Genomic DNA, 20,443 nt, shown 5'->3' with positions numbered 1-20,443 from the left:
AGAGGTCTGTTCGACGACCCGCCAATTAGGACACTTGGACTGGCTCCTACAACTTCTATATCCGATTACCTTAGGTATAGGGAGCGCCTTGGGCGTTCCAATTTATTGCGAACAAGAGAACTGTCTGATTTCAGAGGCTTGCAAGGTGCTGTTTACAAAATGACTGATGAGACAACGATCAAGGTTTACGACACAAAGGCCGCAGAATATGCCGGTAATTTCGACCAAAAAGAACCGAGCGGATCGCTGAAAACCTTCATGAGCCACCTTCCGCCCGGTGGCCGGGTGCTCGACTGGGGCTGCGGGCCGGGGATGTTTTCCTACCATTTGAAAGTTGCCGGTTATGATCCCGATCCGGTCGATGCGTCGGCGGAAATGGTGGCGCTCGCTCGCGAGAAATACGGGATCGACGCGCGCCAGGGCACGTTTGCCGATCCGCTAGACCTTGAAAGCTATCATGGCATCTGGGCAAACTTCAGCCTGCTGCATGCGCCGCGCGCCGATCTGCCCGGTCACATTGCGACCGCCCACGCTGCACTGAGGCCAGATGGCATTCTTCACATCGGCATGAAACGCGGCACAGGGGAAAAACGCGACAAGTTCGGCCGCCAGTACACCTACGTTGAAACGGAAGACCTCACCGGGATTTTGGAGAGCACCGGATTTGAAATTCTGAAAACCCATGAGGGCGCAGAAGCCGGGCTTGCCGGAACAGTCGATCCGTTTGTGCTGGTTTTGGGGTGCAAAAGATAAGATTTAGCAGTGGACGCAGATGCGTCATCATTGGGTGACGACCGTCGGGACAGCTACGTGCGCAATCCTATTCACGACAGCCTATTTGGCGTCCGTTTCCGGCGAAAACACCTCGGTGTCGCTGGCAACACCTTTCAATTCATATTGTCCTCGCGATACCCACTTTTGCGCTGATTGTTCAACAAAGTCGGCCGAGGCTAAAAGAGGGCAGTCCAATAAGCTGCACAATCCTTCAATGCGGCTTGCGAGGTTCACAGAGGGACCTATAACCGTGAAATCCAGGCGGTTGCCTCCTCCGACATTTCCATAAAACACTGACCCGGGATGGAGGCCGATGCCGAAGGAAAAGTCATCTTGCGGATAACTGTCTCCTAATGCGTGAAAAGCGGCAGCTTCAGCCCGCGCGACTGCATCGCCTACTGAGTTTTCATAAGGGAATATCGCCAGCACGGTATCACCTATGAATTTGAGAACCTCTCCGGAATTGGTTTCGATCGCATCTGTTTGGATTTCAAAATAGTCATTCAAGAGCTTGAGAAGCTCGCCTTCGTCCTGGGATTGCGCCAGGGACGTGAAACCGCGAAGGTCGGAGAACCAGATCACGGCATCAATGGGGCTTCCGTCACCGCGTGCGATCTCCCCGTCTAGCACCCGTAAACCTGCCCTTTTGCCGACATAGGTCTCCATCAAGGTTTTTGCAGTGTTTCGGGAAACAAATCCTTCAAATACCAATGTCAGAGCGGGAAGCGTTGCGTCGATCAAGGCCTTGTCCGCTTTCGTGAAGCCATGGGATGACTTTGTCGCCAGCGTTAGAACCTTGAAGGTCTCGTCTGAAAACTTTAGGGGCAGGGCTTCGTACTGAATATACCCTTCGGCCCAAAGATCATCTCCAATTGGATATCGGCTCCGCTCTGCGGGTTGATCTAGCCGCAGCGAGGACGGTTCACCGCGAGTGTAGATCTTTAATATTGGACTGGCTTTTAACAACTCAAGCTGGTCCGGTGTGTAGGTGAACCAGCGTTGGCTGGGCCCTGCGGCCAGGTCCCAAAACACAAAAGAGGATTTTGCGACAGGGTGGAGGATTGGAGCACCCATTGTGGATCTGTCGACTTGGATTCCAAACTCGCGCAGCTTGAGGCAATAATTGTGAAGCAAGGCTGAGGGTGTCTCTTGCCGCGGTCCTTCAGCCATCAGCCAATGAATGATCGTGTCACGACTTGAGCGTTCGTTTGGATTCACCACGATGCCCCACCCCCGGAAATGATGCTCGCAAGCCAAGAAACGGATGGTAGCCCGGTTAAGGCAATGGCCAAGTCTGTTTTTTGGATTTTAGTTGATTGGAGATCAGCCGCAGATCAATTCAGGACACCGGGACACCAATATGTGCCGGGGACCGCCGGTCAATTTCCTCCAACGTAGATAAATGAACAATTTGAGATGGACTGCCGGTTCGGAAACGTCGGATCATTGTTTTGCGCTCAACGCACCATGAAAAGGTCTGCGTACCAGCAAATCTAGCTGTCATAGATTTCCTCGGTCGCACACCAGATATCGAATGCCTCACCCCCGCCGTCTTCGCCGACGCCGCCCGTCTCCAGCACCTTCTGCTGCCACCGATTCCTTTCGCTCGGGCAGTTCAACGGCTGCCCGTAAATTCGGGAAGGGATCGACTTTGTTGGGCAAGGCCATGGCGTTGACAAAATGCTTCTGGAACTTCGGTTCCAGAGCGGTCTCGATCTTTTCGATGTTGTGGACCGTTTCTTCGATCTCGCGCCGGTAGCCACGATTGAGCAGCGCCATGCGGGCGCCGGTGCCGGCGGCATTGCCGACGCCGGAAACACCGTCGAGAGCACAATCCGGAATAAGCCCTAAGATCATTGCGTATTTCGGCTCAATGTAGCTGCCAAAAGCGCCCGCGAAACGGATGCGGTCGATGTGGTCGCTGCCGAGCTTATCCTGCAACAGTTTGATACCGGCATAAAGCGCACCTTTGGCGAGCTGAATCGCGCGGATATCCGTTTGCAGGATTGAAATCTCGATATCCCGGTCGGCGATCACATAAGAAAATGTGCGGCCTTCCGAGCGGATGCGATGGGTTTTTTCCGCCATAGATCCGTCAATCACGCCGTCCTCGGTGATGAGCCCGGAAAGGTACATTTCCGCAACCGCCTCGATGATGCCGGACCCGCAAATGCCGGTGACACCAACACTGTCGATCTTCTCCTCAAAGCCTTCCTCGTCCGACCATTCGTCGACACCGATCACCTTGAAGCGCGGTTCCAGCGTGTCTTTGTCGATGCGGATGCGTTCGATGGCACCGGGGGCGGCCCGCTGGCCGGAGGATATCTCCGCGCCCTCAAACGCCGGACCGGTGGGGGAGGAGGCGGCGAGCAGGCGGTCCTTGTTGCCCAGAACAATTTCTGCGTTGGTGCCGACATCGACCAGCAGGGTGGTTTCTGCGTGTGTGTACGGGCTTTCAGAGAGTGTGGCGGCAGCCGCGTCCGCGCCGACGTGACCGGCAATGCACGGCAGCATATAGACCCTTGCACCGGGATTGAGATCCAGATCGAGGTCGCGGGCATTCAGAACCATGGCATCGGATGCGGCGAGCGCGAAGGGTGCGCCGCCCAGTTCCACCGGATCGATCCCCAAAAACAGGTGATGCATCACCGGGTTGCCGACGAAGGTGGCATCCAGAACGTCGCTACGTTCGGCGCCGACATCGCCCACCAGTTTGCCGACGAGCGCGTTGATCGCCGCGCGGACGGCCTTCACCAAATCTGGTAGTTTGCTGGGGTTCATCTGGACATAAGACACCCGCGACATCAGGTCTTCGCCGAAGCGGATCTGCGGATTAGACGTGCCTGCGGACGACACGGTGCGGCCGTTTTGCAGATTACACAGGTGCGCCGCGATGGTGGTCGACCCGATATCTACGGCAAGGCCGTAGACGGCTGCTTTTTCGCCCGGCCACAGGGAAACAATAGCCGGAGCGGCGCTTTCATCCTGGTGGATCGCAGCCGTCACCGTCCACTTGCCCTTGCGCAGGATGGTTTGAACCTTCGGCAGCAGGATAGGATCGATGCCAAGAGCCGACAGACCGGCTTTGGCGGCAACCGCCTCGCGCAGTCGGTCGCTGTCGCCGCGCGGGGTTTCCATATCCGGCTCATCAAGGGTGAGGGTGACCAGCTGGATCGCGCTGTCCGGTTCAATGTGTTTGGCTTCGGCGCGTTTGCGGACAACCTGGCGGTTGGTCTGGGCATCGGTTGGAATGTCGACCACCAGATCGCCCAGGATCTTGGCCTGACAGGACAGACGTCGGTCTTCCGGCAGTTTGCGCAGCGTCGCGTAACGGGTTTCCGCTTCGGTTGCACCTTCCAGATGGTTGGCGGCGCTGGTCAGGTTTTCCTTGGCGAAGGTTCCTTCGGAAACGGAGATCTGGCAGCGCCCGCAGATGCCCCGGCCTCCACAGACCGATTCCACATAAACACCGAGAGATCTTGCCGCATCCAGAAGCGGTGTGCCGACAGCAAACGTGCCGCGCCGGCCGCTGGGCTGGAAAACGACTTTGGCAAGTTTCTCAGTGCTGTCTGTCATTGGTGCGGGTCTATCCTGCTAGGCCGTTTGGGCTGGCTCTTAGAAACGTGTCATCCCGGTTTGGCAAAGCCAAGACCGGGATCCAGTACGCCGCAGCGTTTGAGATTGAACTCTAATGTCCCTGAATACTGGATCCCTGCTTTCGCAGGGATGACAATTCAAGTGGTGAGCGGACTGGCTTTAGCCAGCACGCCGGGCAGCGCGGCCGCCGCGGCGGCGTCCGCCGGCACTGGCCGCTTCTGCCGGAGCTGCGGTTGGCGCGCCGGCTGCGGCCGGTTTGTGGTCGCGGTAGGTCATGATCCACTCCTGGCAGTTCGGATCGGTGCCGTTGAGAGTGTTCGCGCCGCGGACAGCTTCCATTTCCTGTGGGCGGCACGGGTTCATGATTGCGGACGTCATGCCGGCGCCGATCACCATCGGAATGAACGCTGCGTTGATGCCGTGGCGGTGTGGCAGGCCGAAGGAAATGTTGGACAGGCCGCAGGTGGTGTTGACCTTCAGCTCTTCACGCAAGCGGCGTAGCAATGCAAACACCTGCTGACCGGCAGTCCCCATGGCGCCGATCGGCATGACCAGCGGATCAACCACGATGTCGTGAGACGGAATGCCGTAGTCGGCCGCGCGCTCGACGATTTTCTTGGCAACCTCAAAACGCACATCCGGATCTTCGGAAATGCCGGTTTCATCGTTGGAGATCGCAACCACAGGCACATCGTATTTCTTGATGAGCGGCAGGATCGCTTCGAGCTTATCCTCTTCACCGGTTACCGAATTCACCAGCGGACGGCCCTTGGTGACTTCTAGGCCTGCCTTGATCGCCTCGGTAACGGAGGAGTCGATGGAGATCGGCAGGTCTGTCAACTCCTGAACGATCTCAAGCGTTTTCACCAAAAGAGGCGGCTCGGTTTCGTTCGGGTTCACAGCCGTGACGCCGGCATTGACATCGAGCATGGTCGCGCCAGCCGCCGCCTGCGCAATGACGTCGGCCTTTACGGTTTCAAAATTGCCTTCAACCATTTCTGCGGCCAATTTCTTGCGGCCGGTCGGGTTGATGCGCTCACCGATGACACAGAACGGCTGGTCGAAACCGATGACGATTTCTTTGGTGGCGGAGGCGACAACAGTGCGGGTCATTTAGGCAATCTCATTTGCAGTCAGGGGAGAAGACGGGTTCTGAAAGGACCAGCTACCGCGGGCAAGCAGCCACTCGGAGGTCTTGGCGACGCCGCCAAACGGGTAAACGTGGATCTGGGCCAGCTGACTATCCGGCTGGCTGGTGATGCGGGCTTCCAGCGGTTCGACCATGGTGTTTGGGTCGTAGCCGGACAGCATGGAGACGACAGCTCCGCCGCGCTTCTTCAGGAAGTTGAGAGAATTTTCGACACCGGCAAAGGCCGCATATTTCAAAAGTGTCGTCATCTTCGCAGGTCCTGCGACACCGATGTGGACCGGGAAGGTGTTGCCCCAGGCGCGAATTTCATCGAGCCAGACGCTGACCTGATGCGGGTCGAAGCCGAACTGGGTGACAATCCGGAATTCCGCATCGCTGTTTTTGGCCAGCTCATGTTTATGCATTAAGAAGGACTTGATCACGTCCGGTTTGATATCGGGCGCCCCCTCAGGGTGTCCGGCAACGCCGATTTTCTTGATGCCAAGCTTGTCGAACAGGCCGGTTTCCAAAAGGGCAACCGAGGAGGTGAGGGGGCCGGCTTTGTCGGCTTCTCCCGCGATCACCAGAACGTCGTTGACACCAGCTTCCTGGGTGAGGCGGGTGATGCGGCGCTCAAAATCTTGAGCACTGGCATAGCGGCGCGCGGCCATATGCGGCACAGCCGCCAACCCCTTGTCGGTCAGGATTTTCGCTGCGGAGACAATCATGTCTTCCGAAGCATTGCCCAGGTCGGTGACATAAACTTGCGTGCCGGTAGGGATACCTGCCAGAAGTTCGCTCTTTTCCACCACCTGCTTCGGTGACATTTCAGTCGACGCGGGCAACCGCCCATTGGCCAACAGGCAGGTCTCAGTCATGTTCGATGCCTCCATTCGCCATCAGCTCCATCAGGCGGTGTTTCGGGTAGGCGGCAACAAGTGTTTCCAGTGCGCTGTCGGCCTCCTGTTCAAGCTCGTCGGAAACTTCCACAGGGTCTGCCCGGCGCCATTCGGCCATATAGGCATCGCTGTCTTTTGCTCCGACACGCATTGCACAGGCATCAATCGTTTCCATGAAAACAGCCGGCAGTTCCCGGCGGGCCGATTTGCGGCCTTTTTTCACCAGGATTTGTGCCGGGATGTCCCGCCAGTAAACGATGGTCTTTTGCGCCATGTCACGTGTTCCTCTTTCAAGCATGATTGCCGGAAAGTCATAAATCCAAGCAGCGCGATAGCGGCATTGCGAGGTGAAAAACCGACTTGTGCAGTGCCGAATTTCAGAGCACTGTCACCGTCGGCGTTTTTTCCAAAAACGGCGTCAGCAAACCGAAGCCGGTTTTTTTGATTTTAAGCGGAAGACCAAGGCGTTCTGCAGCCTTCAATGCGTCTTCTTCCAGTTTTGGATCGTCCGTTTGCGCCAAGTACAAAACGCGGGTGTAGTGCTCGAAATACATGTCGCGCAGATGCGGATGCCAATCGAGCCCGAGCGGTTCGATCACCATCGTTTGAAAGTGGCGGACCAGGAAATCGGTCAGATAAAAACTGCCGAGCTGATCTTCTTCAAATTCGTCGAAAGTTTCGATGCCTGCGAAGAAGGCATAACAATGTGCCCCTTCAATCCGGCGGGCGCCGGTTTCTTCCAGAACTTTGTCGAGAAGGCCGCCGGTGCCGCAGTCGCCATAAGCAACAAGAATGTCAGAGTAGCGACCCTGGTTAAGGGTAATGACCCGTCTGACTTCGTCCGGAATCTTGTCCGGAGTGTTGTGCAGCTTGGCCGGAAGGCAAGTCAGGTCAATATGGTCGAGCCCGTTCAAGTCGCGGATCGCAATGATCTCACGGGCCAACGCGCCGCAGGCGATAACAAGGACACGGCCAATCTTGTCGTTCGTGTCCTCGTCCGGTTCGATCGGGAAAAGAGGCTCGCCCGCCTGCATGTCGGCAGCCTCCTTGAACATCGCCCGTTAGCCTCTGTTGGCCAGCTGATTGTGCCGGCGTGCAATGAGGTCCTTGGCCATTTCCACGGCAACGGCGGCATCGCGGCAATAGCCGTCAGCGCCAACCGCTTGCCCGAATTCCTCGTTCAGCGGCGCGCCGCCGACAAGAACGATATAATCATCGCGCAAGCCTTTTTCTTTCATCTCGTCGATGACGACCTTCATATAAGGCATGGTGGTGGTCAGAAGCGCAGACATGCCGAGGATGTCTGGCTGGTGTTCTTCCAAAGCGGCAAGGTAGTTCTCAACCGGATTGTTGATACCGATATCGATGACTTCAAAACCGGCCCCTTCCATCATCATGGAAACGAGGTTCTTGCCGATGTCGTGGATATCACCTTTAACAGTGCCGATGACCATCTTGCCGACCTTCGGCGCGCCGGTTTCCGCGAGAAGCGGGCGCAAGATGTTCATGCCGGACTTCATGGCGTTGGCTGAGAGCAGCACTTCCGGCACGAAGAGGATGCCATCGCGGAAGTCGACGCCGACGATCCGCATGCCTTCAACCAAGGCTTTGGTGAGGATGTCATAGGGCGCCCAGCCCCGTTCCAGAAGGATGTTCACCGCATCCTGGATTTCTTCCTGCAAGCCGTCATACAGATCGTCATGCATCTGCTCGACGAGTTCATCGTCAGACAGGGCCGAAAGGTCGATGTCTTCTTCGTCAGACATTAGGCAGCTCCAAAAAGGCAATTGTGGCCGGTAAACGTTGAAAAACCTTATGCCTCAAGCCGATTTGCCCGGTATCTTTAAAACGACACGCCAAGTCGCTTTCGCGACAGGTGGCAAGGGCGGCGCTTTTCTATGCGGCGGAGAGGACTTGTGCCTGGAATACTAGCACAATACACTCATGTTTTCTAAGCGATTGGAATTCAATCATGAATAACAGGAAATGGCTCTTCTTCCTGGCAATTAGCAGCGTTTTTCTGGCGGCCTGCCAGACACTGGGCGGTGCCCAATTCGTGATCTTGAAAACTGGATCAACTGTTGAACAGCGGCGCGCGGCGATCGATGCCTGCCAAGTGCGCTCGCTCCAGGAAGTGCCGCCGTCCTATAAAACCACGTCATTTGGTGGGTTTGGCGGATTCGGACCACGATATTGTCATGGTTTTTCTTGCCGGTACTACGGCGATTTCTATTCAGCCAATGTTGTCAGTGTTGATCCAAACGAGCGCCTGAGGGCACGAAGGTTTGAAGGCTGCCTGCGCGGCAAAGGATATCAGCTTGCCCGGCGTCCCACCTGTGCGGATGAGAGAGCCGCAAAGGCCTATAGGTCGAAACGGCGGCAAGCACCGGCATCTCAGGTTTCTTGTGTTGTAAATGAGCCCAGGTTGGAAAGCCGCTGGGTACCCCGGTGATCGGTTGGAGGTGGTTTAGCTTGCTGCCTTGGCACGCACTGTTGCAAAACCGGGCGCTGGCCGCATGATTTTCTTAAATTCCGCAAGGAGCCTTTGGTCGAGTTTTCCGCCCATGGAATCCAAAATGCGGATGGCTTCGTTGTGGGAGAGCGGTGGTTTGTAGCTGCGCTTTTCGATTAGGGCGGAGTATATGTCGCAAATTGTCAGGATGCGCACTTCCAGGCAAAGATCCTTTTCAACTTTCCCATCTGGATACCCAGATCCATCCAAATATTCGTGATGCTCCAAAGCAAGGATCTTGATGCGATCGTCAAGTTTCGGATTTTTTTGTAGAATCCGGTACCCGTGACGTGGATGGGTGCGGACCAATTCCATTTCTGAATCGGACAGTTTTGCCGGTTTGTCCAAGATTGCCAAAGGGATCTGAGTTTTGCCGATATCGTGAACAATCGCACCGGAGATCAGCAATTCACGGATATCGTCTGAAAGGTTCAGGCGGGTGCAGAATTCAGCTGCGACGGTTGCGACAAGCAATGTGTGCCGCGTCGTGTGGGAATGGTAACCCTGCAAACTTCCGTAGAAATTTGCTTGCTGTATCGAAAAAAGACGGGCCGCAAGGGCCCGCCTTTATAGTCTGTTGGTCTCCGGGAGGGGGGGCTTAGAACAGGCCTTCGATCTGGCCTTGCTCATCCAGTTTGATGTGGTTGGCTGACGGAACACGCGGCAGGCCAGGCATGGTCATGATCTCGCCGCAGATGGCAACGATGAACCCGGCGCCTGCAGACAAACGGACTTCGCGGATCGGCACGCCGTGGCCGGTCGGAGCGCCGCGCAGGTTCGGGTCGGTCGTGAAGGAGTACTGGGTTTTGGCCATACAGACCGGCAGGTGGCCAAAACCGTCGGCTTCCCAGCGGCGCAGCTGATCGCGGATTGACTTGTCCGCCAGAACTTCGTCTGCGCGGTAAATGCGCTTGGCGATGGTCTCGATTTTTTCAAACAGCGGCATGTCGTCTTCATAGAGCGGAGCAAATTGCGCCGCGCCGCTTTCTGCCAATGCAGAGACCTTTTCTGCCAGCTCAACTGTGCCTTCAGAGCCGTTCGCCCAGTGTGAGGCCAGAACTGCGTCCACACCAAGATCGGAGCAGAAGTCTTTGATTTCCTGAACTTCCGCGTCGGTGTCGGCGGTGAAGTGGTTGATGGCAACCACTGCCGGGACACCGAACTGCTTGATGTTCTCGATGTGCCGGCCAAGGTTGGCGCAACCTTTTTGGACCGCTTCGACGTTTTCCGCGCCCAGATCTTCTTTGGCGACACCACCGTTCATTTTCAATGCGCGGACTGTGGCAACGATGACCACAGCGTCTGGTGAAAGGCCCGCCTTGCGGCACTTGATGTCGAAGAACTTTTCCGCGCCAAGGTCCGCGCCGAAACCAGCTTCGGTCACCACATAGTCGGCAAGTTTGAGGGCTGTCTGGGTTGCCATCACGGAGTTACAGCCGTGAGCGATGTTTGCGAATGGGCCGCCGTGGATGAAGGCCGGGTTGTTTTCCAGGGTTTGAACCAGGTTCGGCTGGATGGCTTCCTTCAAGAGAACTGTCATTGCACCGTCGGCTTCCAGCTCCCGCGCAGTGATCGCAGTGCGGTCGCGGCGGTAGGCAACGATGATGTCGCCAAGGCGTTTTTGCAGATCTTCCAGGTCTGTCGCAAGGCAAAGGATCGCCATGATCTCGGATGCAACGGTGATGTCGAAGCCGCCCTCACGCGGGAAGCCGTTGGCCACACCGCCAAGCGAACAGACGATCTCGCGCAGGGCACGGTCGTTCATGTCGAGGACACGGCGCCAGGTCACACGGCGCTGGTCGATCCCCAGTGCGTTGCCCCAGTAGATGTGGTTCTCAATGAGAGCGGCGAGCAGGTTGTGTGCAGAGGTGATGGCGTGGAAGTCACCGGTGAAGTGAAGATTGATGTCTTCCATCGGAACGACCTGGGCATGGCCGCCGCCGGCCGCGCCGCCTTTCATGCCGAAGCACGGGCCGAGAGACGGTTCACGCAGGCAGATCATGGCGTTCTTGCCGATCTTGTTAAGGCCGTCGCCCAGACCAACAGTGGTGGTCGTCTTGCCTTCGCCGGCAGGGGTCGGGTTGATGGCGGTAACCAGGATCAGCTTGCCATTGTCGTGGCCGTTCAAATTGTTAATGAAGTCCGCAGAAATCTTCGCCTTCGTCCGCCCATAAGGCTGCAAGGACTCTTCGGGAATATTCAGGCGGTTACCAATCTCCTGGATCGGTTTCATTTTGGCTGCACGGGCAATTTCGATATCGCTGGCCATTTGACTTCCTCAAGTGGGTAAAAGCCCGGCGCAACAGGCCGGGTGTGATGGTGCCCGAACGCTAAAAGACAGCGCGGTGCAGCAGATGTTCCGAAACCGACAGGATGCGCTTCGGAACCGACGATGGGAACGCTCCTCAAATAATTTCGATACGGCATCGATGCAGAATTGCATTTTCTACCCAAGCGGATTTTAATTCCGTCATGACAGATTCTGATATTTTGGCCCGTCTGCCTGACCGGTTGAAGAAAGCGCGCCGGGCGCAGGGCTTGTCGCTTGAGGCGGTTGAGAAACTCTCCGGCGTTTCGCGATCCATGGTCAGCCAGATCGAGCGCGGCGAATCCAATCCTACGGTGGCGACCCTTCTCAATCTGACCCGGGCGCTCAACGTCGACTTTGCCGGCCTGCTTGGAGAAGAAGCGGCCGAGGACCGGGTCGAAATCCAAAAGGAACATCAGGCCCCAGCACTTGATCAGGCCGGCAATGGCTGCAAGATCCGGATCTTGTCGCCGCCCCAGGATGCCGGCCGGTTTGAAGTCTATGAACTGATCTTTGCCGATGGCGGCAAGCTGGTCAGCAAACCCCATGAGCGCGGCACCCGGGAGCAATTGGTTGCCGAAGAAGGCACATTGCATGTTACCTCCGGTGTTGCCAAAGGGGAGATCAGCAAAGGCGATACGGCCCGTTATGCGGCCGATGTGCCACACACGATCGAGGCTGTCGGCGGGTCGGCTCGGGCGATCCTTATTGTCGTCAATTTCTAGGGCACGAAGGCAAGGGGATTAGGCCAGGAACGCAAAACCTGCGCGGCTTTGCCGCTGCGCATGGTTCAGCCACCAATGTTACCAACGCAATCTGATAGGTTTTACCAAGCATTTTTGATGAGAGGTGGTCATGATCACCGCAGATGATTTTCGCTCCATTGCCCCGTTCGCCGAAGGCATGCAGGAGGAGACGTTCCGGTTGATGTCGGAAAACGTAACCTTCACGGCTGTCCCATCCGGCGGCGACATCCTGCACCCAGGCGATCTTGTGGATGGTGTATATCTGGTGAAGTCCGGCCGGATCAGGGTCTATTATGTGGGGGCGGACGGACGGGAAGGAACGCTTTATTGGATCGAGGCCGGGCAGAGCTGTATCTTGGCGCTCAACAGTCTCTTTTCCAAAATGCCGTATCCTGCTTTTGCCTCAGCCGATGGCGGGGAGGTGGAAGTTCTCACCTTGTCGGGCACAGTTTTCCGGGATTTGTTTGCAAAAGACCCGGCGGTGCAGGCTTTCTTATTTGATCAGTTATCCGGGCGGGTTTATTCGCTGCTCCAAATGCTTGAAGAAAGCATGCGTTTGCCGCAAGAGGGCCGATTGATCCTGCTATTGCTCAACCAGGCAGATGAAGACGGAGTTGTGCGGCAAACCCAGGAACAGTTGGCCCGGCATCTCGGCACGATCCGGGAAGTGGTTTCGCGGCTCTTAAGAAACCTTGCAAGCCAAAAGCTTGTCGCCCTGTCGCCCGGCAAAGTGACGCTACTTGCCCGGGAACGGCTTAAGAACATTGCAGACCATGACCCTGTTTGAGTGCGATTGTTAGGATCCATCCAAACGTCGCGCAGAAAAAAGCAGGGTGCTGCTTGCGACAGCACCCTGGTCTCCTGAGCCCCATTTCCGGTCAATGACTAAGGATTTGTGTCACATCCTTGGTAGTCACGACGCCATTTGCGATCATGCTGTAGTTCACCAGGGCGGCGTTGTAGGCGTCCTGTCCTGGAGCTCCGACGGCATCCTTGACGACATAAACCTTGAAGCCATTTTCCATCAACGCCCGCATGTGGGAATCGACACAGAGGTTGGCCACCAGTCCGCCTAGAATGACGGTTTCGATGCCCCGTGCGCGCAGTTGATAGATCAGGTCATTGCTTTCCGGGCCGTACATCTTATGCGGGGCGACAACAATGGTGTCTCCGTCATGAATGTACTTCTTGTATGGCTCATAGAAGTCCGCGCCTGACCCGGCAAATCCCTCGGTCGAATTCATCGATTCCCGGTAGAGGGCGCGCATGTCCAGGAGTTGGCGCTGAAGGGCACCTGCGCCGCTGCGCTCAATGTCCACTTTGGTGTAGACAAGAGGATCAACCGCCAAGGCTACTCCGGTCGATTTAGCGGTTTTCATCAGTATTTCGATGTTGTCGATCGTGCCGAGTTCGGCCAGGTTTTCCGAGACCAGTCCGTACAGCAATCCGTTTTCGGACAGAAAATCGTTTTGCGGATCGGTGATCACGATGGCCGTCGTGGCCTTGTCGAGCGCTGGCAGTGGGGTCTCTGCTGCGGGCGCCAGGGCGGCTGCCATCACAAGAGGAAGGCTGGCGGCGATAGAAAGCAAAAGGGTCTTCATGGTTCAAAACCTCAATTTTGACGTTGCAATCATCCAGCGCCTGTCATGGAAAATATCTGGGCGGCTGGTGGTACAGGTGATACGAATCAGCCGGACAGCGCGATGCAGCATTTGTTCCACTGGCGGAAAAATTTTGACGGGAGGGGGAAGCCGGGCAATGCAAGATGGCCGGGTACAAAAAGGAGAACCGGAATTGGCTAACTTCCTGTCGGCATTCTGAATGATGACCTGGCAGGTTTTTTGGCAAAAATGTTCTATTTTATTATCAGCCCATTCCCCAGACGCTTGCCCGGGCGCCGAGGCCAGCTGAAAATGTCCTGCCGTAGTTCACCATATAAGTGCCGGATAGGTGTCGGCGCTGGAGGGATCGCAACAGGCAACATGCTGGGCAGATGTTACCTTTCATTAACTGCCAATAAGTCCTAAAGCGAACGTCGCAATCATTGGGCCCTCCCGGCATCATTCGAGCTGATGAGATGCCCAATCAAAATGATAGCCACATGAGGGAACCAATCAGTGATTTTGTTAGGTGTCTGATATGAAACACAGGGCGAATTTGTTTCTAATTGCGGAGCCGCTTATAGCAGTCAGGGTGGAAATCTCATCCGTCATACTGGAAAAATAATCTTCTATTTTGAATGATAATCCGTTATTGTGGATGGAAATCCAAATTACCGGAGGGTGCCGTGGCCCAGGAATTTCTGTCTGACATCGCCGCTACATTGAAGGACATTGAGGCGGAGGGTCTTTATAAACGCGAACGGCTGATCACCTCGCCGCAGGGTGGCCATATTGCGGTCGGCGGGCGCGACGTCATCAACCTTTGTGCCAACAATTATCTGGGTTTGGCGGATCACCCGGCGTTGATCGAGGCAGCCAGGAAGGCGATGGAGCCGAAGGGGTTCGGCATGGCGTCCGTCCGGTTTATCTGCGGAACTCAGGACATTCACCGGCAGCTAGAACACCGCCTGGCCAGATTTCTCGGCAAGGACGATGCGATCCTGTTTGCAGCCTGTTTTGACGCCAATGGCGGTTTGTTTGAGCCACTCTTGGGGCCTGAAGACGCGATCATATCGGACGCGCTGAATCACGCATCGATCATTGATGGTATCCGCCTGTGCAAGGCCAAGCGCTACCGCTACCAAAATTCCGATATGACGGATCTTGAAACAAAACTGCGTGAAGCCCGCGAGGCTGGTGCCCGCCACATCATGATTGCCACTGACGGTGTGTTTTCCATGGATGGGTATCTGGCCAAATTGCCGGAGATCACAGCTCTGGCCAAGAAGTATGACGCCGTGGTGATGGTCGATGACTGCCACGCCACCGGCTTCATGGGGCCAAAAGGTGAGGGCACTCCGGCGCATTTTGGCGTGGATGTCGACATCTTGACCGGAACGCTTGGCAAAGCGCTCGGCGGCGGTATTGGCGGCTATATTGCGGGTCCGCAGCCGGTGATCGACCTTCTCCGCCAGCGGGCGCGGCCCTATCTCTTTTCCAACAGCCTGCCGCCCGCAATTGTCATGAGCGGCCTGGAGGCGATCCGTCTGGTGGAAGAGGGCGATGATTTGAGAAAAAACCTCTTTGACAATGCCCGCTATTGGCGTGCCGGCTTGGAAGTTCTCGGCTTTACGGTATTGCCGGGTGAGCACCCGATCATTCCCGTGATGCTGGGCGAAGCCAAATTGGCGCAGGCAATGGCGGCCAAGCTGTTTGACGAGGGAGTTTATGTCTCCGGCTTTTTCTTCCCGGTTGTGCCACGCGGCCAGGCGCGCATCCGCACCCAGATGAACGCAGCCCTGACACATGATGACCTCAACCGCGCGTTGGAAGCTTTTGAGAAGGCGGGCAAGGCAACGGGAGTGCTGTCATGAGCAACCAGATGAAAGCGCTGGAAAAATCCGAGCCGCGCGAAGGTCTCTGGATGACCCGCGCCCCGGTGCCGGAAATCGGCCCGGACGATGTCTTGATAAAGATCCACAAAACCGGGATCTGTGGCACGGATATTCACATTTGGAACTGGGATGATTGGGCCTCCAGAACGGTGCCGGTTCCCATGATCACCGGCCACGAGTTTGCAGGGGAGATTGTTGAGATCGGCAAGAACGTCGACGATCTGGAAATCGGCCAGCGCTGTTCGGGGGAGGGGCATCTGATCGGTCATCACTCCCGCCAATCGCGGGCCGGGAAATTCCACCTCGACCCGGAAACTCGCGGCATCGGCGTTAATGAACAGGGGGCTTTTGCCGAATACTTGCGCTTGCCGGCCTTTAATGTGGTGCCGCTGCCCGATGAAATTGATGATGAAATTGGCGCGATCCTCGACCCGCTCGGCAATGCGGTGCATACAGCGCTGAGTTTTGACCTCATCGGTGAAGATGTCCTCATTACCGGCGCTGGTCCGATCGGCATCATGGCAGCGGCGGTGGCCCGCCATGTTGGTGCCCGCAATGTGGTGATCACCGACGTCAATCAGGCCCGGCTCGATCTGGCAACACGGGTCACCGATGTTTTGCCGGTCAATGTCGCTAAGGAAGATCTGAAGGGCGTTGAGAAAAAGCTCGGCATGAAAGAAGGATTTGATGTCGGTCTGGAAATGTCCGGAAATCAGGTCGCGCTCGATCAGATGGTCGAAAATCTCGTTATGGGCGGGCGCATTGCGCTGCTCGGCATTCCGCCGGGCAAGTCACCGGTTGATTGGTCGCGCATTGTTTTCAAGGCGATCACCATCAAAGGCGTCTATGGCCGTGAGATTTTCGAGACCTGGTACAAGATGATCGCCATGCTGCAGAACGGTCTGGATGTGCGCAACGTCATCACCCATCGATTTGGCGTGGACGACTTTGAACAAGGTTTTGCCGCGATGAAGTCCGGCACGGCCGGGAAGGTCGTCTTGAGCTGGGACTAAGTCACTTGGCAATGTGCGTAAGATAAGAATATTATTTCGAAGTAGCGAATGTTTGAATGTTTGGTGATGGTCATGGGAAGACCTGGCTAACAAAAGTCAGGCCGACATGCTTTATTTAAATCGCAATACTGAGTTGCGTGCCAGGTTAGAGGGTTTCTTTACTTTAAATAAAACAATTTCTTAGTAATGTTTTGCGCGAAGCGTGAGTTTTAGGGCGCTTGGAGTGTTTATTGGAGACGCTTCGATGACCTCGAAGTCCGGTAAAGCCAAACTGACATGGCCGAAGCTGAGCGGCCCGCATATCTGCGCGTCCGTCGGTCAGCAGTCCCTAAACCTTGCTCAAAAGGCAATGCTCAGTGCGGCCAAAATGCGCGGCGGCAAGTTGGATGCGGCAGAAATCACGGCCGTTTTTGAGTTTCTTGCAGTGTCTCAGGATATGTTCGATATCTTCCGGACAAACTACGAAGCCTGCGGCAAGATCCATCGCAAACAATCCTTCGTTGGCGCCAACAAGGGTTTCTTTGCCATGTCGGTGCTGCGGTTTTTGTGTTTCGATGTCTTGAGAAAGACCTTCGAGTCCCAGATCAACCGCACCGACGCAGCCTGGGAAATCGAGTTCCTGCAGGCGTTCAGCAACTACATTTGCCGGACGGCCGACGACGACTTTGAAGACAGCCTTTCGGCCGCATACCGGCGTTTGGCAAAAGAAAACGGCAGTGAGATCACAGTCATGACCATTGCTCATGACCCTGCAATCCAGCAGATTGTGCGCAAGGTGGTCGCAAAATTCCCGTCCGAACATCTGGACTTCGTCAATTTCTCAAACACGATCAACAAGGCCTTGTCGGACAAATACGACACCTACGGTCCGTCGCCGATTAAGGTGTCTGAACCGGTGGTTGAACGGTTCTTCAAGGCCCTTGGTGAACCCAGCCGGTCCAACTATTTCCGTGGCCAGGTCTTGAGCTGATTTTTTGAGTTTTGTTAAACGCCGACATAAGCTACCCGTTTGTCATTTTGCATCAAGCTGACCGGAGATGCGTAACTGGAAATTGAGTGTCTCCGAGTCCTGTTCAATCCGTTTGGCGAAATCAGAATAAAAGCTGCGGATTGCCGAAGGTATGGGCCTTGGCAATCCGCTATATTGCCAGCCGTCCCGGTGGGCGTTGGGATGAGACCGGCAACCCTTCAGTTTTTTCAGCGCTATGAAAATCCAGCGCGTTGTGGCAGGCCGAGTTTTTTCAGCGTCATGACCACCGGACAAAAGCCAGTAAAGGCGGCCTGCATCAAATGCGCGCCGAGAATGCCGGTCAGCCACAGCCAGGCGAGGCTCGAATAAACGGCAAGCAAGACGCTTGCGAGTACGAGCGCGCCAACGACAAATAAAATACCCCGTTCAACAGTCATCGCAGTCTCCGGAAATAAAATTCATTATTGCGAAACTATGCATTTAAAATCTGATTTCCGCTAGTGGGTTGCCTGCGGCAAAGCGTCTTGTATCAAGTGGTGCCGCCACGGCCGGATGACCGGAAAGTGTTTCCCAGAGATCAGGGCCTTGTGGCGAGCCGTGGTTATCACCACACTCAGAATGTGGCGGACAGGCCATGTGCATAGGGGAGGGGCGTGATGCGCAAAACAATTGAAGACCTTTCGTTGGACATCCCGGTGTTTCAGGCGCCGATGGCCGGAACGTCAACGCCGGCGCTCGCGGCGGCTGTCGCCAATGCGGGTGGTTTGGGTGCGCTGGGACTCGGCGCAGCCAGCGTAGAGACGGCAGCAAAGATGATTGCCGAAACAGCTGCGATGACTGGCGGGCCTATTAATCTGAATTTCTTCTGCCACAAACCTATGGAATTGCGCGAGGAAGTCGCGCGCGATTGGATCGCGCGATCAAAGTCGCGGTTTGAGCGTTTTGAGGCTGCACCGCCAAACGAGCTTCACGAGATTTATCAAAGTTTTGTTGTAAATCAGGCGATGTTCGAACTGCTTTTGGAAAGTGCGCCGGCGGTGGCCAGTTTTCATTTCGGGTTACCGGCTGAGGACAAATTGGCGGCGCTGCGAGACCGAGGGATCATGCTGATTGCCAGCGCTGTATCTTTAGAAGACGCCCGCAGGGTGGAGGCGGCCGGGATTGATGCAGTGGTTGCCCAGGGCTGGTCCGCCGGTGGGCACCGGGGTTTGATCGACGAAAACGGACCGGACGAGCGGCTGGACACCGAAGCGTTGACCCGGCTGCTTGCCAAAAACCTTTCCATTCCAGTGATTGCGGCGGGGGGCTTGATGGACGGTGCGGATGTGCGCGCGTCGCTCAGCTGGGGTGCGGAAGCCGCCCAGCTTGGAACAGCCTTCATCGGCTGCCCGGAAACCGCCGCTGACGACGGGTTCCGGGCGCGCCTCGCAGAAGGTGGCAAGACGGTGATGACCCGGGCGATTTCCGGCCGGCCGGCCCGCTGCCTTGACAACGAATTCACCAAATGGACAGCCGATGTGTCCGACGCCGAGGTTCCCGCCTATCCCTACACCTATGATCTTGGCAAAGCGCTGAATGCAGCGGCCAAAGCCAAAGGTGAACCGGGATATGGCGCTCAGTGGGCCGGATCAGAGGCCTCCCGGGCAAGGTTCCTGCCGGCTGCGAAACTTATGCAGGCCTTGAAGGAAGAATTTGAGGCTGCGGACGCAGACGTGGCTTAAGATGTCCTCAGCCAGTCGCGTTCAAACGTGACAGAACTACAGCCTGAGAACCGGGCCATGCGGCCAATTTCGCTTTCCAGCTTGGCGATCCGGCCCTTGCCCAAGCGCGTTCCTTTTTCCGGCCAAAAGGCTTTGACATGGAGCCGGTCTTCAGAGCGGTGCGCTTTCATGTCGACCCGGCCAATCAATTTGTCGGTCTCCAAGACAGGGAAGACATAGTATCCATATTGGCGTTTGGGTTCGGGGACGAACACCTCGATCCGGTAATGAAAACCAAAGAGGCGCTCCGCCCGTTTGCGGTCGCGCAGGGCCGGATCGAACGGAGACAGGATTCGCACCCGCGAGGGTGGTTCGGACAGATTGTCCAGAGTGTCGAGCGTTTCCGGTGCTGCAAAGCACTTGCGAACCACGCCGTCGGCACATTCTACCAGAACTTCCTGGATCTCACCGGCGGCCAATTTTTGTTCACACCAGGTTTTGGCTTCGGCCGGTGTAATGAGATCCCAAAAGGCCGCAAGTTCGCCGGAGGTGGCAAAGCCAAGCCGGTTGAGTGCTGCCCGTGCAGCCCAGTCAATTGTCTGGTGATCCTCAAAAAGGGTTTCTCTATGTGCTGATGGAATGACCCGTTCCGTCAGGTCGTAGACCTTCTGAAAGCCCTGACGATGGCAGACGGAGAGTGCTCCGGTACGCCACAAAAACTCCAGCGCGGTTTTGGACGGATGCCAGTTCCACCAACCGCCATTGCTGCGCTTCTCACCTTCGCCAACTGTCGAAGAGGACACAGGGCCATGATCGGAAACCTGCTGCAAAACCTCGTTGAATTTTGCTTCAAACCCATTTTGACGCCAGTTGCGCCAGCGGCCGATGAGCTTTTCCCTGTCCCGCTCGAAACGCAGCCGCCAATGCGGGAAAAAATCAGCCGGGATCACCGACGCATCGTGGGTCCAATGTTCAAAAAGTTGGCGGTCTTTCTCCAAAAGCCGTTTGAGATGGCTTTCTTTGTAACCGGGGAGACGGGAGGCAAGGATCATATGGTGCGCACGCGCCACCGTATTGATGCTGTCGACTTGAACGAAGCCAAGGGACTTTATCGTAGAATTCACGTCCTCAACCGTAGCTGTGCCGCGTAGCGGTGCGGCAAGTCCATGCCGGTCGAGAAAGAGATGGCGGGCGGTGGCGTTGTTGATTTGGGGAGGCGAAGAGGCTGGCATTTAGAAAAACTAGCACTCCGTAGCGGAGGATTGAAACCCGATTTAATCGCTCGGGTAGAAGTAGGTT

Annotated in this window: 20 protein-coding genes; 8 read left to right on the top strand and 12 right to left on the bottom strand. The window is 56.1% G+C overall.

Annotation, left to right across the window (positions count from 1 at the left end):
* Positions 1–159: 159 nt before the first annotated feature.
* A complete protein-coding gene (locus ACOOFE_RS16055; protein ID WP_420410982.1) occupies positions 160–753 on the top strand; it encodes a class I SAM-dependent methyltransferase in 594 nt (197 codons plus the stop codon).
* Positions 754–834: 81 nt separating this feature from the next.
* Here the strand turns inward: ACOOFE_RS16055 and ACOOFE_RS16050 are convergent, their stop codons facing one another.
* The 7 genes from ACOOFE_RS16050 to ACOOFE_RS16020 form a co-directional block, all read right to left on the bottom strand.
* Positions 835–1,995 carry an adenylate/guanylate cyclase domain-containing protein gene (locus ACOOFE_RS16050; protein ID WP_420410981.1) on the bottom strand — a complete coding sequence of 387 codons (1,161 nt, stop codon included), beginning with the start codon at positions 1,993–1,995 and terminating at the stop codon, positions 835–837.
* A 318-nt stretch (positions 1,996–2,313) separates the two neighbouring features.
* Positions 2,314–4,350, bottom strand: coding sequence for an ASKHA domain-containing protein (locus tag ACOOFE_RS16045; protein ID WP_420410980.1), 2,037 nt, complete (start codon positions 4,348–4,350; stop codon positions 2,314–2,316).
* Positions 4,351–4,530: 180 nt separating this feature from the next.
* The gene (locus ACOOFE_RS16040; protein WP_420410979.1) at positions 4,531–5,484 is read right to left on the bottom strand and encodes a methyltetrahydrofolate cobalamin methyltransferase; all 954 of its coding nucleotides are present in this window, start codon (positions 5,482–5,484) and stop codon (positions 4,531–4,533) included.
* Positions 5,485–6,378: a methylenetetrahydrofolate reductase gene (locus tag ACOOFE_RS16035; protein ID WP_420410978.1), complete on the bottom strand. Its 894-nt coding sequence runs from the start codon at positions 6,376–6,378 to the stop codon at positions 5,485–5,487.
* Positions 6,371–6,673 carry a virulence factor gene (locus ACOOFE_RS16030; RefSeq protein ID WP_420410977.1) on the bottom strand — a complete coding sequence of 101 codons (303 nt, stop codon included), beginning with the start codon at positions 6,671–6,673 and terminating at the stop codon, positions 6,371–6,373. The genes ACOOFE_RS16035 and ACOOFE_RS16030 overlap by 8 nt, the downstream gene beginning before the upstream one ends.
* Positions 6,674–6,776: 103 nt before the next feature.
* A complete protein-coding gene (locus tag ACOOFE_RS16025; protein WP_420410976.1) occupies positions 6,777–7,454 on the bottom strand; it encodes a DUF1638 domain-containing protein in 678 nt (225 codons plus the stop codon).
* Between the two features lie 6 nt (positions 7,455–7,460).
* Complete coding sequence (locus ACOOFE_RS16020) at positions 7,461–8,165, bottom strand: corrinoid protein (protein WP_420410975.1); 705 nt, start codon at positions 8,163–8,165, stop codon at positions 7,461–7,463.
* Positions 8,166–8,371: 206 nt separating this feature from the next.
* On the opposite strand from ACOOFE_RS16020, the gene ACOOFE_RS16015 reads away from it, so the two are divergent.
* Complete coding sequence (locus ACOOFE_RS16015; protein ID WP_420410974.1) at positions 8,372–8,851, top strand: hypothetical protein; 480 nt, start codon at positions 8,372–8,374, stop codon at positions 8,849–8,851.
* A 15-nt stretch (positions 8,852–8,866) separates the two neighbouring features.
* Here the strand turns inward: ACOOFE_RS16015 and ACOOFE_RS16010 are convergent, their stop codons facing one another.
* Both ACOOFE_RS16010 and ACOOFE_RS16005 read right to left on the bottom strand, forming a co-directional pair.
* Positions 8,867–9,385 (bottom strand): HD-GYP domain-containing protein, encoded by a 519-nt coding sequence (locus ACOOFE_RS16010; RefSeq protein ID WP_420410973.1) that lies wholly within the window; start codon positions 9,383–9,385, stop codon positions 8,867–8,869.
* 124 nt (positions 9,386–9,509) lie between these two features.
* Entirely contained in the window at positions 9,510–11,180 is a 1,671-nt protein-coding gene (locus ACOOFE_RS16005) for a formate--tetrahydrofolate ligase (RefSeq protein WP_420410972.1), read from the bottom strand.
* Between the two features lie 203 nt (positions 11,181–11,383).
* Between ACOOFE_RS16005 and ACOOFE_RS16000 the strand changes: the two genes are divergently transcribed.
* Together ACOOFE_RS16000 and ACOOFE_RS15995 are read left to right on the top strand one after the other, a co-directional pair.
* Positions 11,384–11,944: a helix-turn-helix domain-containing protein gene (locus ACOOFE_RS16000; RefSeq protein WP_420410971.1), complete on the top strand. Its 561-nt coding sequence runs from the start codon at positions 11,384–11,386 to the stop codon at positions 11,942–11,944.
* 130 nt (positions 11,945–12,074) lie between these two features.
* Positions 12,075–12,752: a Crp/Fnr family transcriptional regulator gene (locus ACOOFE_RS15995; protein ID WP_420410970.1), complete on the top strand. Its 678-nt coding sequence runs from the start codon at positions 12,075–12,077 to the stop codon at positions 12,750–12,752.
* Positions 12,753–12,843: 91 nt separating this feature from the next.
* Here the strand turns inward: ACOOFE_RS15995 and ACOOFE_RS15990 are convergent, their stop codons facing one another.
* Complete coding sequence (locus ACOOFE_RS15990; protein ID WP_420410969.1) at positions 12,844–13,566, bottom strand: isochorismatase family cysteine hydrolase; 723 nt, start codon at positions 13,564–13,566, stop codon at positions 12,844–12,846.
* 686 nt (positions 13,567–14,252) lie between these two features.
* Here ACOOFE_RS15990 and ACOOFE_RS15985 point away from each other — a divergent pair.
* The 3 genes from ACOOFE_RS15985 to ACOOFE_RS15975 all read left to right on the top strand — a co-directional run bounded on the left by ACOOFE_RS15985 (position 14,253) and on the right by ACOOFE_RS15975 (position 17,444).
* Positions 14,253–15,440: a glycine C-acetyltransferase gene (locus ACOOFE_RS15985; protein ID WP_420410968.1), complete on the top strand. Its 1,188-nt coding sequence runs from the start codon at positions 14,253–14,255 to the stop codon at positions 15,438–15,440.
* On the top strand, positions 15,437–16,474 hold the full coding sequence (gene tdh / locus ACOOFE_RS15980) for an L-threonine 3-dehydrogenase (RefSeq protein ID WP_141187238.1): 1,038 nt from the start codon (positions 15,437–15,439) through the stop codon (positions 16,472–16,474). The genes ACOOFE_RS15985 and tdh overlap by 4 nt, the downstream gene beginning before the upstream one ends.
* A 244-nt stretch (positions 16,475–16,718) precedes the next feature.
* Positions 16,719–17,444 carry a hypothetical protein gene (locus ACOOFE_RS15975; protein ID WP_420410967.1) on the top strand — a complete coding sequence of 242 codons (726 nt, stop codon included), beginning with the start codon at positions 16,719–16,721 and terminating at the stop codon, positions 17,442–17,444.
* Between the two features lie 233 nt (positions 17,445–17,677).
* Here the strand turns inward: ACOOFE_RS15975 and ACOOFE_RS15970 are convergent, their stop codons facing one another.
* Positions 17,678–17,881 (bottom strand): YgaP family membrane protein, encoded by a 204-nt coding sequence (locus ACOOFE_RS15970; protein WP_420410966.1) that lies wholly within the window; start codon positions 17,879–17,881, stop codon positions 17,678–17,680.
* Positions 17,882–18,100: 219 nt separating this feature from the next.
* Between ACOOFE_RS15970 and ACOOFE_RS15965 the strand changes: the two genes are divergently transcribed.
* A complete protein-coding gene (locus tag ACOOFE_RS15965; RefSeq protein WP_420410965.1) occupies positions 18,101–19,165 on the top strand; it encodes an NAD(P)H-dependent flavin oxidoreductase in 1,065 nt (354 codons plus the stop codon).
* On the opposite strand, the gene ACOOFE_RS15960 is transcribed toward ACOOFE_RS15965, so the two are convergent.
* Positions 19,162–20,376, bottom strand: coding sequence for a winged helix-turn-helix domain-containing protein (locus tag ACOOFE_RS15960; protein ID WP_420410964.1), 1,215 nt, complete (start codon positions 20,374–20,376; stop codon positions 19,162–19,164). The two genes, ACOOFE_RS15965 and ACOOFE_RS15960, sit on opposite strands and share 4 nt — an antisense overlap.
* Positions 20,377–20,443: the final 67 nt, after the last annotated feature.

It is taken from the genome of Roseibium sp., from assembly GCF_965216085.1.
Classification (GTDB): Bacteria; Pseudomonadota; Alphaproteobacteria; order Rhizobiales; family Stappiaceae; genus Roseibium.
Note: the sequence above shows the minus strand (reverse complement) of the source record. Positions and strands in the feature narration are given on the sequence as shown.